Annotated in this window: 10 protein-coding genes; 2 read left to right on the forward strand and 8 right to left on the reverse strand. The window is 43.4% G+C overall.

What is annotated here, in order from left to right; all coding sequences use genetic code 11:
- Positions 1–30: 30 nt before the first annotated feature.
- The gene (gene rhaB / locus NSQ50_RS17375; RefSeq protein WP_076225281.1) at positions 31–1,497 is read right to left on the reverse strand and encodes a rhamnulokinase; all 1,467 of its coding nucleotides are present in this window, start codon (positions 1,495–1,497) and stop codon (positions 31–33) included.
- Between the two features lie 27 nt (positions 1,498–1,524).
- Positions 1,525–2,676, reverse strand: coding sequence for an iron-containing alcohol dehydrogenase (locus tag NSQ50_RS17380; protein WP_076225282.1), 1,152 nt, complete (start codon positions 2,674–2,676; stop codon positions 1,525–1,527).
- 358 nt (positions 2,677–3,034) lie between these two features.
- On the opposite strand from NSQ50_RS17380, the gene NSQ50_RS17385 reads away from it, so the two are divergent.
- Entirely contained in the window at positions 3,035–3,790 is a 756-nt protein-coding gene (locus NSQ50_RS17385) for a DeoR/GlpR family DNA-binding transcription regulator (protein ID WP_036688147.1), read from the forward strand.
- 84 nt (positions 3,791–3,874) lie between these two features.
- Here the strand turns inward: NSQ50_RS17385 and NSQ50_RS17390 are convergent, their stop codons facing one another.
- The 3 genes from NSQ50_RS17390 to zwf form a co-directional block, all read right to left on the reverse strand.
- On the reverse strand, positions 3,875–4,516 hold the full coding sequence (locus NSQ50_RS17390; protein WP_076142135.1) for a class I SAM-dependent methyltransferase: 642 nt from the start codon (positions 4,514–4,516) through the stop codon (positions 3,875–3,877).
- Positions 4,517–4,699: 183 nt separating this feature from the next.
- The gene (gene gnd, locus NSQ50_RS17395; RefSeq protein WP_036688068.1) at positions 4,700–5,593 is read right to left on the reverse strand and encodes a phosphogluconate dehydrogenase (NAD(+)-dependent, decarboxylating); all 894 of its coding nucleotides are present in this window, start codon (positions 5,591–5,593) and stop codon (positions 4,700–4,702) included.
- A 71-nt stretch (positions 5,594–5,664) separates the two neighbouring features.
- The gene (gene zwf, locus NSQ50_RS17400) at positions 5,665–7,200 is read right to left on the reverse strand and encodes a glucose-6-phosphate dehydrogenase (protein ID WP_076225283.1); all 1,536 of its coding nucleotides are present in this window, start codon (positions 7,198–7,200) and stop codon (positions 5,665–5,667) included.
- 2,268 nt (positions 7,201–9,468) lie between these two features.
- On the opposite strand from zwf, the gene NSQ50_RS17405 reads away from it, so the two are divergent.
- A complete protein-coding gene (locus NSQ50_RS17405; RefSeq protein WP_076225261.1) occupies positions 9,469–10,356 on the forward strand; it encodes a fructose bisphosphate aldolase in 888 nt (295 codons plus the stop codon).
- Between the two features lie 385 nt (positions 10,357–10,741).
- Here NSQ50_RS17405 and NSQ50_RS17410 read toward each other — a convergent pair whose 3' ends face one another.
- From NSQ50_RS17410 to NSQ50_RS17420, 3 genes are all read right to left on the reverse strand, one after another.
- Positions 10,742–11,104, reverse strand: a complete 363-nt coding sequence (locus NSQ50_RS17410) for a DUF1304 domain-containing protein (RefSeq protein ID WP_036688073.1) — start codon at positions 11,102–11,104, stop codon at positions 10,742–10,744.
- Positions 11,105–11,264: 160 nt separating this feature from the next.
- Entirely contained in the window at positions 11,265–12,098 is an 834-nt protein-coding gene (locus tag NSQ50_RS17415; RefSeq protein ID WP_036688074.1) for a hypothetical protein, read from the reverse strand.
- Between the two features lie 92 nt (positions 12,099–12,190).
- Complete coding sequence (locus tag NSQ50_RS17420; RefSeq protein ID WP_076225259.1) at positions 12,191–13,774, reverse strand: glycoside hydrolase family 43 protein; 1,584 nt, start codon at positions 13,772–13,774, stop codon at positions 12,191–12,193.
- Between the last annotated feature and the right edge of the window lie 102 nt (positions 13,775–13,876).

Genomic DNA, 13,876 nt, shown 5'->3' on the forward strand with positions numbered 1-13,876 from the left:
CCTCCTAAAATAGTGCAATGTCTGTTTCGCTTAGATAAGCTCATTCACTCTGGACAGATGAAGGCTTCTCCAGCGATTTAGAATGTTATCAAAATGCTTGATCGGCTGCGGAATGTATGATGTTATTTCAAAAGATTGTTCGATAATAGCTCTTGCCTCAGTTATGTCTGCAATGGAATCTGTGCTAATCATCTGCACTACTATATTTCCTAGAGCAGTCGCTTCCGTTGGTCCAGCCTTTACTTCCCTGCCGATAACGTCAGCTGTTAGTTGGCATAAAAGCCGGTTGTTCGCCCCTCCGCCGACAATTTGCAACCCCTCGATCCGACGTTCTGTCAGCTCCTCCAACTCTTCCAAATAAGTTAGATAGGATAACGCCAAGCTGTCAAAAACACAACGTGCTAACTGTCCAGGTGTCTCCGGAACGGGCTGCCCACTCTCCATACAGGCACTGCGGATTTCTTCTATCATGTTGGATGGATTTAGAAACCTTGGTGCATTACAAGGGATGAGGCTACGAAACCCCTCTTCTCCCTGCGCAAGCTCTGCAAGCTCTGCAAAACTATAACAATTGTTCAGTAATCTGCGAACCTCTTGAATAAGCCATAAGCCCATTACATTTTTGAGGAATCTATAAGTTCCGTAGGCTCCCCACTCATTGGTGTAGTTGGCCTGCATGGCTTGTAGAGAATTTAGAGGCTCCGTTCTTTCTACACCGAGTAAAGACCAAGTTCCACTGCTGATATAAGCTGAGCCTTCTTGAAGTGGAGCACCTAGCACTGCTGAGGCCGTATCATGGGAAGCCACACAGATCAGTTGGCATTCTGGCAGGTCATATTGTTGGATTAAAGCTTCGTCAAGAGGACCAACCACTACACCAGGCTCAGTTAATTTTGCAAATTGATCTTTCCTGATATTCAAGAATTCTAATAGGTCATCGTCAAAATCCCGGCTTTCCAGATTCAACAGCTGTGTTGTAGATGCAATAGTAACCTCATTGATCTTGCGGCCAGTCAGTCGGTAATATAGATAATCTGGTACAAGTAAAATTTGATCCGCTTGCGCTAACTCTTCTTCATTATGAACATATAACTGATTCAAGGTATTGATGGATAACTGCTGGATTCCTGTCTTTTCATAGACGGTTTGTGGTGAAAGCTGCTTTGCCACCAGATCCACAGCCAGATCCGTTCTGCGGTCCCGGTAGGCGTATACTTCCTGAACACGATTCCCGTCCGCATCTACCAGCACATAATCTACACCCCATGTATCAATACCGAGCGTACAGGTAGTAATTCCATCGGTTTTAGCCTTCTGAAGCCCGATCATAATCTGCTCTACTAAATAATCAATGTCCCAGAAACAGGAACCCTCTTGTTCCGTAAAGCTATTGCTAAAGCGATGAAGCTCTTCTAAGGAAAGAATACCTTCTTGCAATATTCCGCGCACCAATCGCCCACTTGAGGCACCGATGTCAACGGCGATGTGATTATTCATAAACAATCTCCTATGATAAGGGGTGATTTATAATATTTTTTTGAACAGTGTAATAACTTCTTCTTTAGTAGGAATAAAAGGGTTCCCTGGTGCACAAGCATCCTTCATCGAATTTTCAGCCAGAAGATCAAGATCTACTTCTTCTACACCAAGCTCGGATAATTTGGCTGGAATCCCTACTTCTTTAGACAACGCCTTGATCGACTCAATTACGAAATCCGCGCATTGTTTATCCGTTTGGTTCTCTACATTAAGTCCAATCGCTTTAGCAATGGATCTGAATTTCTCAGGCACATATTTGGCATTTTCTTCTTCCACAAAAGGCAGCAGCATCGCGTTACATACGCCGTGCGGCAGATCGTATACGCCGCCCAATTGATGCGCCATCGCATGCACATAACCAAGCCCCGCATTATTGAAAGCCAATCCGCCAAGGAATATCGCGTATACCATCTGTTCACGCGCTTCGATATCATGGCCATTCTTCACAGTACGAGCCAGGTTAGCAAAAATTAGCTCCACTGCGGCTAGTGCCGTAGCATCAGTTACCGGATAAGCTCCTGGCGTCACCAACGCTTCAATCGCATGAGTCAGTGCATCCATACCCGTGGCCGCGGTAAGTGCAGCGGGTTTATCAATCATAAGCTCAGGATCGTTGACTGAAATCGTCGCAAGGCTGTTTTTATCTACCATAACCATCTTCACTTTGCGATCTTCGTCTGTGATTACATAGTTAATGGTCACTTCAGCCGAAGTACCAGCAGTGGTATTCACGGCGACAATCGGCAGTGATTTATGCTTAGACTTGTGTACACCTTCATATTCTTTGATATGACCGCCATTTGTGGCAATGATACCAATGGCTTTGGCAGTATCCTGTGGTGATCCACCGCCGATGGAAATCAGATAATCACAATTCTGCGACTTGAGATAATCTACGCCATCGTGGACATTTTTACAGGTGGGATTGGGTTTCACTTCATCATAGATGGCATATTCAATCCCCGCTTCGTCCAATACCGCCAGCAATTTACCAGCAATGCCACTTTTCATAAGGAATTTGTCCGTAACTACAAGCGCCTTTTTTAATTTAAGTTCTTGGATGTATGGACCAATCTCCTGCAAGCATCCCTTGCCCATAATATTGATCGATGGAACATAATACACATGCGTGCTCATTGCTTGACCAGCCTCCTAAAGTTAATTTATCAACACCAAAGTTTTACACACAACTCTGCAAGCTAGAGCGTAGTATTCCGGCTGCAGCGCCTCAGGCTGGCCTCTGAATCGCAACTGGGCCGGCTCTGGTATCTTTCAAATCTAATTACCACTACAGGACTTCTTTTCTCCTTCATCGTATGCTCCCGAATCTTTGTTGTCAACATTTTAAATATTATTTATGTTGTTTTTATTTGTTTTATATCCGTTTTGTGAATATTACTGGAAAACAAACATGATTCTACGTTGATTTTATTGCAAAACACAGATATTTGGAGCTATGATTAAGGAATATACAGATTTCGGAAAGGTGATCCCTATGCTTGCAGCTGAAAGACGAAAAAAAATAATAGATCTTGTTCATCAGGATAAACGAGTATTAGTCTCTGATCTAAGCCGGATGTTTGAAGTTACAGAAGAGACGATACGCAGAGATTTGGAGAAGCTGGAGAAGGATGGCATTCTGAGCCGAACCTATGGCGGGGCCATGCTGAATCGTCACACGAACGAGGATTTGCCTTTTGTTACACGCAATGCGCTGAATACAGATATCAAACGGGGAATCGCCCTCAAGGCGCTCGATTTAATCAATGATGGAGATACGTTAATGGTGGATCCTAGCTCCACAGCCTTTGAGTTTCTAAAACTGCTTGGCAATAAAAACAATCTGACCATTATCACGAACTCGATTAATATTTTGCATGAGTTCTCGAATTCAGGGATGGATATCATCTCTACCGGTGGTTCTTTACGTTACCGATCCATGTCACTCGTGGGTCCTGTAGCACATGACACCATTCAAAGATACAATGTGGACACTGCGGTTATCAGTTGTAAAGGAATTGATATGGAGCGAGGCATCACAGATTCTAATGAACCGGAGTGTGAGCTCAAGAAATATATGCTACGTCAAGCTAACAAGGTCATACTCCTGGCCGATCACACCAAATTCGATAAGACCGCCTTTACGAAGCTGATCGAGCTTGGCCAAATTGACTTTTTGATCACAGACCGCCAGCCTTCTGAGGTTTGGCTGAAACGCCTGAACGAAGAGAATATCGAGCTTCTCTATTAATCGGGCTCAAACGCCTTCGGCGCCCAATTAAAAATGCCGTTCCCCAATGAGTAATGGGTGACGGCATTTGTTGTATGGAGATGATTATCTTTTTGTATAAACCTGAGAGATTGGGACTACGTTGACTGTTGATTTGGGATTTTCGCGTTGCACTTGCGTTGTGGTTTTTTTCCTGCAAATATATACAAGCGCTGGCGGAAAATTCAGCAGCACCCACTTCGTGTGTAGGATCTCAAAATGCTGGCTCAACTCTGTTTTCATCCGCGGAAAATATTCATAGGTTATAAACCACCCTCCTTCTTTTAAAGAAGAAATGATCTGTTCCATAAACCTAGTGCGGTCTGGCTTCGAGAAATTCATCAAAGACAAACTACTCACGATACAATCCAGCTTCTCCAGACTGCTGTTATGAAGCGCAAGACGCAGCCGGAGACAATCGTTGTTGCAGAAACATCCGGGGAATTCCTCTCTTAATTGCCTGCGAAAATCAGGATCTATTTCAAATAGAAAAACATTCATACCGGTCTTTTCTCCACGCGGAATAAACCTTGTGATTGCACCAGTCCCCGCACCCAACTCAGCCATAGAATGCACTTGGTTCCAAGGCACTGGATCAAGCAACGTCTGGGCCAGCCAATGTGAACTGGGAGTCACACTACCATATTGTCGGGGCGCATGCAGAAATTTATTTAGAAAATGAAGTCGCTCACGAATTCCACTTTGCATGAAATCTCCCCCTTGCTTCCTAACTTCCCCTTCTACCCCTAAAATATGTAAACTGCATTAAATTCGTACTCCATCTATACTTCCCATTATCTATTCCCCTTAAAATAAAAAGCCCAAATTTCTCCGCAACATAAATTGCGGGAAATTCGAGCTTGTAAACACTCATTTCAGAGTCGGCCAATCTTATTTAGTTTCCACAGCGTGTCCACCGAATTCGTTACGCAGTGCAGCAACTACTTTGCCAGTGAATGTGTCGGTCTCAAGGGAACGGTAACGCATCAATAACGCCATTGCGATAACCGGAGTCGCCGCTTGTAGATCAAAGGCGGTTTCAAGCGTCCATCTGCCTTCACCAGACGAATGCATAATGCCCTTGATCTCATCTAGTTTAGCGTCCTTCGAGAAGGCGCGTTCCACAAGTTCCATCAGCCATGAACGGATTACAGAGCCGTGATTCCACACCCGAGCTACTTCCTCAAAGTTGTAGTCAAATTCACTCTTTTCCAGAACCTCAAAACCTTCACCGATCGCAGCCATCATGCCGTATTCGATACCGTTATGCACCATTTTTAGAAAATGGCCGCTACCTGCTTTACCAGCATATAAAAAGCCGCTTTCTACAGCTGTATCACGGAAAATTGGCTCCACAACTTCCCAAGCTTCGGGATCTCCGCCAACCATGTAACAAGCGCCATTACGCGCCCCTTCCATACCACCAGAGGTACCTGCATCCATAAAGTGAATTCCGTGCTCCTTCAATTCCTCATACCGGCGAATAGATTCCTTGTAGTGCGAGTTTCCTGCTTCAATAACGATATCACCTTTAGACAATTGTGGAGTGAGTTCAGCGATTACAGAATCAACGACCTGATGCGGAACCATGATCCAAATGATTCTTGGCGTTTCCAATTGCTGCACCAATTCAGGAAGCGTAACTGCTCCACTAGCGCCTTTAGCTTTCATTTCTTCTACAGCAGGTGCATTCAGATCAAAAGCAACAACCTCATGTCCATGATCCAGCAAATTTTGACCCAAATTAAAACCCATTTTTCCTAACCCAACTAATCCTACTTTCATGTAAATTCCCTCCGATTTATAGATTCTTATGATGTATTTTAGCTAAATTGGCAAAAAAAACAGGCAGGGGCTTAAGCCCCTGGCCGTATAGATTCCTGCGCTGCTGCAACTTCTGCTTGAGCGTCGAGAACATCTGACTCCTGATCTGCATCATCAAACCACCAGCGGTCTTCACCCAAAAGCTCCATAGCCGCATTTGGACCATAAGAACCTGAAGCATAGGTATGAAGTGGCATTAGCCCCTCCTCCATAGCTTCCTGGATTGGTGTAACCCATTGCCATGACAGCTCGACTTCTTTCCAGTGAGCGAAGAAAGTGGCGTCACCACGAAGCGCATCAAAGATCAGATTTTCGTAAGCTTCTGGTACGTCTGAAGTTCCGGCTTCATAAGTAGCGAGGACAGGTTCAAGTTTCCCTTTCTGCAACTGATCCTTCGTATTCAACTGAAGCGTAATGGCTTCATTCGGACCGATCTCGATGATGAGTAGATTTGGAACGTCATTCCCTTTATTTTTGTTATTGTTATCATTAAACGGTTCTTTAAATTCTATAACAATTCTTGTTGATTTCTCTTTCATTCTCTTGCCGGTACGGATATAGAACGGAACTTCATTCCACAATGGATCATCTATAAACAATCGCGCTGCAATAAACGTCTCATTTTGTGAGGATTGGCTAATTCCTGGTTCATCTAAGTATCCTGCAACAGATTTACCTTTAATTTCACCTTCAGCATATTGTCCGCGGATAACGTATTGATTAACCTCGTCTTTACTTAACGGAATGAGGCGCTCCATGACATATCTTTTCTTCCCGCGGATCTCTTCAGGTGTACTGCCTTTTGGAAGCTGCATCGCCATCATCATGAGCAATTGCAGCATATGGTTCTGGAACATATCACGAAGTGCCCCAGCTTTATCATAATAGCCTGCCCGTTCTTCAACGCCGACAATCTCACTCGCCGTAATTTGCACATTTGCGATATAACGATTTTTCCACAGTGCTCTAAGTACAGGATTTGAATATTTTAGAACTTCCAGATTCTGAACCATTGGTTTACCCAAGAAATGGTCAATTCGGAAAATCTCTTCTTCTGCAAATACGGCATTCAAGCTGTCATTTAACTCTCTTGCTGTTTGCAAGTCTGTACCAAAAGGCTTCTCAATAATCAGACGCTTCCAGCCCTTCGTCGATCCCAGACCACTGGAGTGAATATTGGCGGCAATTTCCTTGAAAAACTCAGGACCCACCGATAAATAGAACATCCGATTCTCCGGAATGTTAAGCAATTGCTCACGACGTTTAACATGCTCCAGGAGCTTCAAATAATCCTCTGTATTACCTACATCTAGAACGCTATATTCAAAAGCTTCCAAGAAAACCTGCAACTGTGGAGATTCTACTGCCGGCTGTCTAGAAAATGTCTGCAAAGATTGCAGGACTTGCTTACGGAAAGCTTCAGTTGAAACTTCTCTTCTTCCTAATCCAATCACTGAGAGAGGGCCTGAAATTTGACCATCTAAAAAGAGGTTATATAGTGCAGGATAGATTTTACGTTTTGCTAAATCTCCTGTAGCGCCAAAAAGCACAAATGTTGATGATTCCACTTTCATTCCTCCCGCTATTATATATTATTTATTAACTTACTTTTAATTACTAGCATACTCAGTAGAATCAATCATACGACTGATATTTTTATTCGTCAACCTCATTTCGACATTTACGAAAAGTTATTATTTTCACAAAGCTTCAAATTGGTAATTATGATTAATGTCACACCAATTATCTTATTGGATTATTCGTATTAAATTACTAGGAAATAATCCGCGAGCAAGTTAACAACCCGCTCCCAGCATGGGTTTAGGTGCTCTAACTTTACACACTCTGATTTAAAATTCTTCATACAAAGCTGTTTATAACATGATCAAAATTCCCAGTCGCCTAAATGTGATCATCCTTCCACTGTGTTTCAAACTAACTTTAAGTAATTGACTGGATTGGTCTGTCGCGCCTCGAAGAAGACTATGCGATTTGATTCCAAGTTTGGGAATTAAGCATAAAAAGTGACTACTTCGAGGAATATTATCAGAGAATACTTCGAAGGAATTTTCACTCAGCATTTCGGAATGACTTGGAGTTTCCCAAGAGGACAATATGTTGTAAAGAGTACCTTTGGGAACGAGTTGAGGTTTGCTAGGTGAACCCTGTGGATGTCTTGAAGTTTGCTAGGTGTGCGCTTTGGGGGATCACTTTAAGATTCGCATAGAGCGTCTTTAGTTTCTGCTTGGAGTAACATTTATGTTTGCCCGCATCTCCGACTGCTGCGAGATTGGACCTAACAGACCTTATTCGTCGATTCTCACTCGTCTGCGTTGGCTGCATGTCCACACCATGGAGGGGACGGACTCAGGTGGCCTCAAACGTCGATTCGTTCTCATCAACCGAGGCTGTATGCCCACACTAACTATGGGTTCGGGCTCAGGGACATTATAAGTCGATGCTTACTCATCTGCCGAGGCTTTTTCTCCACACCATGTATGGTCCGGACTCAGGAGACGCTATTTCGCAGATTTTGATCATTTCGCCATGCTATCGGACTCAGATGCAGCTATTCGACCAAATGTACGCCTCTATGGTGCAAAAACTTGCCAATAAGAGCTATGCGGTCCGAAACTTATGAAAAATGCTCCAAAAACACTAAATAGCTGCAATACAGTCCGTTACGATGATGTAGTATCGTCAATAGTGGCTAGTCGGACTTAGTTGACCTCAAACGTCGATTCGCACGCGTCTGCCGAGGCTTTATCTCCACACCATGTATGGTCCGGACTCAGGAGACGCTATCTCGCAGATTTAGCCCATTTCGCCATGCTATCGGACTCAGATGCAGCTATCCGACCAAATGTACGCCTCTTTGGAGCAAGAACTTGCCAATAAGAGCTATGCGGTCCGAAACTTCTGAAAAATGTTCCAATAACACTAAATAGCTGCAATACAGTCCGTTACGGTGTGTATTATCGTCAATCTTGGCTAGTCCGGACTCAGGTGACCTCAGACGTCGATTCGTACTCGTCAGTTGAGGCTTTATGTCCACACTAACTATGGGTTCGGACTCAGATGACGCTATACGTCGATCTTAATCGTCTGCTGAGGCTACCGTCCTCGCCATCGAAAGTCCGGACTCAGGAGACGCTATTTCGCAGATTTAGCCCATTTCGCCATGCTATCGGACTCAGATGCAGCTATTCGACCAAATATACTCTTCTTTGGAGCAAAAACTTGGCAATAAGAGCTATGCGGTCCGATACTCCTGAAAAATGCTCCAAAAACACCAAATAGCTGCAATACAGTCCGAACGATGATGTAGTATCGTCTATCTTGGCTAATCCGGACTCAGATGACGCTATATGTCGATTCTTAATCGTCTGCTGAGGCTACTCGTCCTCGCCATCGACGGTCCGGACTCAGGAGACGCTATTTCGCAGATTTAGGCCATGTTGCCCTGCTATCGGACTCGGATGCAGCTATTCGACCAAATCCACTCTTCTTTGGAGCAAAAACTTGGCAATAAGAGCTTTGCGGTCCGATACTTCTGAATAATGCTCCAAAAACACCAAATAGCTGCAATACAGTCCGAACGATGATGTAGTATCGTCTATCTTGGCTAATCCGGACTCAGGTGACATTACGCGTAGATACCTCGTCATCCCCATGGATCAATCAGATCCGGAAGTCCTTATATCGCAGATTCAAAAAATACTCATGACGAACTAGTTACCTGCCAAGTTTACAATGCCATTTGTTTAGAGCCGGTACATTAAGTGTTATAGTTAATGAACATAAGAATTTTCATTCAGTTCACGAAAGGAATTTTCATGAATATGGAGCAATGGGAACGAATTCGGACGGGACAGGGATTTATAGCTGCCTTGGATCAAAGTGGTGGCAGTACACCAAAAGCGCTGCTGCAATATGGTGTTGCAGAGGACAGTTACACTAATGAAGATCAAATGTATGGGTTGGTTCACGAGATGAGAACGCGCATTATCAAGAGCCCTGCATTTGATTCTAAGCATATACTGGGTGCAATCTTATTTGAGAACACAATGGATCGTTCTATAGACGGTCAATATACTGCCGATTTTCTGTGGGAGAAAAAAGGTATTGTGCCTTTCCTGAAAATCGATAAAGGGCTTGCCGACCCTGAGGACGGAGTACAACTAATGAAGCCTATTCCCGGCTTGAATGATCTTCTGAAGCGGGCCAACGAACGTAACATCTTCGGTACAAAAATGCGCTCGGTGATTAAAGAGGCTAACCCTGCCGGTATAAAAAAGGTGGTAGAACAGCAGTTTGAAATCGGCAAGCAGATTTTAGCAGCGGGACTCGTTCCTATTATCGAACCGGAAGTTGATATCCACACTGCTGATAAAACAGCTTCAGAGAAGCTGCTAAAAGAAGAACTATCGGCCCAATTGTCTACGCTGGGCAAAGACGTGAAGGTCATGCTTAAGCTCTCCATTCCAACGGAGAATAATTTCTACCGCGAATTAATGGATGATCCTCACGTTTTGCGAATTGTCGCTTTATCAGGCGGTTACACACAAGCAGAAGCAAACGATAAGCTCGCCCATAATCAAGGGCTGATTGCCAGCTTCTCACGTGCGTTATCGCAGGGACTAAGCGCTGGACAATCAGAAGAAGAGTTTAACGCGCTCCTCTCCAAATCTGTAGAAGCGATTTATGCAGCCTCTATTAAATAATAGCCTCATTTAAACCAGTCATAAAAAGAGCTGTTTCCCGACAGGTGATCCCTGCTGGGAAGCAGCTCTTTTTTATGATAAGGTTTTACTTTTAAAGTCTAGAACTTTCAGATTAAACGCCATTTCGTCTACTCTTTCAGCCCACACAAGCATGCAATAGGTTTGCTAAAGTCCCCCTTTCATCTTATCTAAAGGCCGCACCTTTACCTAAAACATATTAATATACCACTTCTTTGCTGTTTCTTTAGTACACCTATTCATAATTTCTGCATTTAAACCAGCGCATATCCTTTCCCAATAATTTCTTAATCTTACGCAAAAAAGGGCTCCACCACGCATGTATGCGAGTAGAAACCCTACTAAAGTCCATTACTTCTAAGTTATCTTAAATCGAAACCACGAGGATTAATGCAACTAAGGCTGGAAGACCTTGCATAAACAAAATAGACTTTTTCACCGTCAGTCCGCCATATAATGCCGCCACAATAACTGTTGCCAAGAAGAAGATTTCAATTTGATGGCCGAAATTTACATTCGGATGAACCAATCCCCAAATTAAACCTGCCGCCAAAAATCCATTGTATAACCCTTGATTCGCGGCCAGAGTTTTAGAAGCATCCGCAACTTCCTGTGTCATTCCAAAGACTCGAAGCCCTTTTGGCTTTGACCAAGCGAACATTTCTAAATAAACAATATAGATATGTATTAACGCAACAACACCGACCATAATATTAGCTACCCATACCATCAAAATAACCACCTTTATTTAATTTGTGTACAATTTAATTGTATCATACCAAAGTTAAAAAGTGTATACATCATCCCATAAACAATTCGAAACTAAAAAAGAATAGCCATAATCTTCAAAAAAAGACTATCGCTATTCCATACGTAATGTTTATGAAATTCTAAAATATTTTTGCAGCAATATAAACGGTCACGCTATTGTAAAAACCATAATGAGAGCCATTGCTCCAGACGAAATTGCTAGGATCTGAAATTGCTGTGTTTTGAGAAGGTTGATGTCCATGTTTCTCTGACCATAAACCTGAGCTATTTTGAAGCATGAAGTGGTAATCAACGTTATCCTCAGGAATATCGACTTTACCATTCCCATTTGAGTCGATCCACCCCACTCTAAGTGCAATACGATGTTCATCGGAATTAATCGCTGCAGTTCGGCCCGGAAGTATCCGCCAACCCGGCTTAAAATATAAAGGATTCGTATTGCCATCTTGAACCACAAGACCAGCAGTATAATACACATTAGTAAAATAGGCAGGATCTCTGACATTTGAGACCCCGTCTCCATCACCAGGGTTGATTGCCCCTGGAAATCTTAAGGCATAACCATAACAGTTAATTCCATAGCTATTTTCGGCTGTATACGGCCATGCATGACCATAAGCGGAAGATAGGGTTGCTTGCGGAGAATCAGGTTCAAAAGTAGGTGTTATTAGCTCCGGTGCCAACAATTCATTATTTATAAGGTTGTCATCTGCTGGGGGCACAAAGCTTGAAGACTCTTTGAGTTCTCCAACAGTAGTAACATTTCCTTGTGTGTCCACAATAATCGTATCGTCGCCTTTCCATTCTCCAACCCAAGCCTTTTCCGGTCCAGAAGTTTGGACTTCTTTCAAATTACTCACGTCGACGTCGATGGGTGCGGCCATTGCAGCAGAGGACAGGGCCAGATTCAGCAAGAGTGTGCAGGTTAATACGACTTTATAAGTCTTTTTCAAAATCACAAACATCCCTTTCTATGTAAGATAAGTAAAAATTAACATTTTATCCTAAAATAGAATATGAAGAATGTTATGGTTTTTTTGAACACCTATAAAGCTTTATATTCAAAATAGTCAAAATAAGCCGGCTTCGCTTGCTGATCCAAATCCTGAGCACATACCCCGACATAGGAACCGGTAAAGCCGAGCTTACCGCCATATTCATCCGAAAGCGTGCCAAAATCTAAGGGAGTACAGACAGCTGTCCAATTCACCCCATCTGGAGAGGCATAAAACAACAGATCACGTCCATGAATTTCCGCCTTTAGATAATAACGATCCCAATTCTTCACAGATAGCTGCATAGAGGAAATCTCATCGTATTTGCCACCTCTACACAGCACAACGCCCAAACTAGTTCCACGGATCTCATCTGCGGTAACACGCAAATAATAGTAATCACTGTCATCATAATAGAGGACTAGTCCAGCCATTTGCAGGAAGCTATCCGGCTCGAATTCCAGACAGGTTGTCGCTGAGCATTCAAAATGTTGAATCGGCCGGGCAATTAAGCTCTGATCATGCAGTGAAGCTAACGACTCTCTACCGCGCAGACGAAGAAACCCTGGGCGTTCCTTCAAGCTAACCCAAGATTCATCAAAGGGCACACGCAAGCTTTGGTATGGAAATCCAAGAACCTCTCCATCAAAATCATCTCTGTTTGGCAGCTCCTCAAAAGTGAATATAGGCAGTTCAGGAGCCACTGTCTCCAATGCAGGCAGCTTCCCTCCGTGGGCCAATCGCAACCAGCCATCCTCTGTCCATTCACAGCGTTGAATAGCAGTTTCCCGGCCTAACGGATTCATCGTTGACGTTCCCGGAATCGGACGTGTGCATAAATGTGCCATGTACCAGTCCCCATTCTGAGTCTCTACGAGCGATCCATGACCTGCTTGCTGAAACGGGTAGGTCAGATCATGCGCCGTGGTCATAATCGGGAAATCCGGATCAGTCTCATAAGGACCTGTGAGGCTTCGGCTTCTAGCTAAGGTAACCATATGGTTGATGCCGGTGCCCCCTTCAGCTGTCAGTAAGTAATAGTACCCATCCTTCTGGTACAATTGCGGACCTTCGGTCACTCCGATAGGTGTCCCTTTATAAATTTCATGGATAGGTCCCGTTAATTTGCCAGTCTCCGGGTCATATTCCTGCATAATGATGCCAGAGAAGTTATTGTGATTTTTACGGAAATCCCAACGCATATTAAGCAGCCATTTGGTCCCGTCCAGATCATGGAACAAAAATGGATCAAACCCGCTGCCATTAAGTCTAACCGGCTCACTCCACGGACCCATGATATCAGTCGCTGTAATTAAATAGTTATGCAGATCTTTATATACACTTTTGCGAGATTTCACATCTGTAAATAGCAGATAGAACACGCCTTGATCATAAGAAAGCGCTGGTGCCCAAATGGAACCAGAACTTACGTTACCACGCAGATCTACTTGTGAGGCTTCTGTCAGAACACGTGAAATGGAATGCCAATGGACTAGATCCTTGGAATGATGGATTTCTACACCTGGAAACCATTCAAAAGTAGATGTTGCGATATAATAATCATCCCTTACTCTAATAAAAGACGGATCTGGATGAAAACCTGCCAACACCGGATTAACAATTTTTCGCGTCATAATGTTACCCTCCACTACCGGATTTTTCATAGTTTAACGTATTTATTGTATCGCTTTCATAATAATTAAAGTTATAATGGGATATAAGAAAATGTTTATATT

The organism is Paenibacillus sp. FSL R10-2788, assembly GCF_038003885.1.
GTDB lineage: Bacteria > Bacillota > Bacilli > Paenibacillales > Paenibacillaceae > Paenibacillus_AQ > Paenibacillus_AQ odorifer.

Coding starts and splice junctions, on each gene's coding strand:
- rhaB (WP_076225281.1), bottom strand. CDS start 1,497: ATGAATAATCACATCGCCGTTGACATCGGTGCCTCAAGTGGGCGATTG.
- NSQ50_RS17380 (WP_076225282.1), bottom strand. CDS start 2,676: ATGAGCACGCATGTGTATTATGTTCCATCGATCAATATTATGGGCAAG.
- NSQ50_RS17385 (WP_036688147.1), top strand. CDS start 3,035: ATGCTTGCAGCTGAAAGACGAAAAAAAATAATAGATCTTGTTCATCAG.
- NSQ50_RS17390 (WP_076142135.1), bottom strand. CDS start 4,516: ATGCAAAGTGGAATTCGTGAGCGACTTCATTTTCTAAATAAATTTCTG.
- gnd (WP_036688068.1), bottom strand. CDS start 5,593: ATGAAAGTAGGATTAGTTGGGTTAGGAAAAATGGGTTTTAATTTGGGT.
- NSQ50_RS17405 (WP_076225261.1), top strand. CDS start 9,469: ATGAATATGGAGCAATGGGAACGAATTCGGACGGGACAGGGATTTATA.
- NSQ50_RS17410 (WP_036688073.1), bottom strand. CDS start 11,104: ATGGTATGGGTAGCTAATATTATGGTCGGTGTTGTTGCGTTAATACAT.
- NSQ50_RS17420 (WP_076225259.1), bottom strand. CDS start 13,774: ATGACGCGAAAAATTGTTAATCCGGTGTTGGCAGGTTTTCATCCAGAT.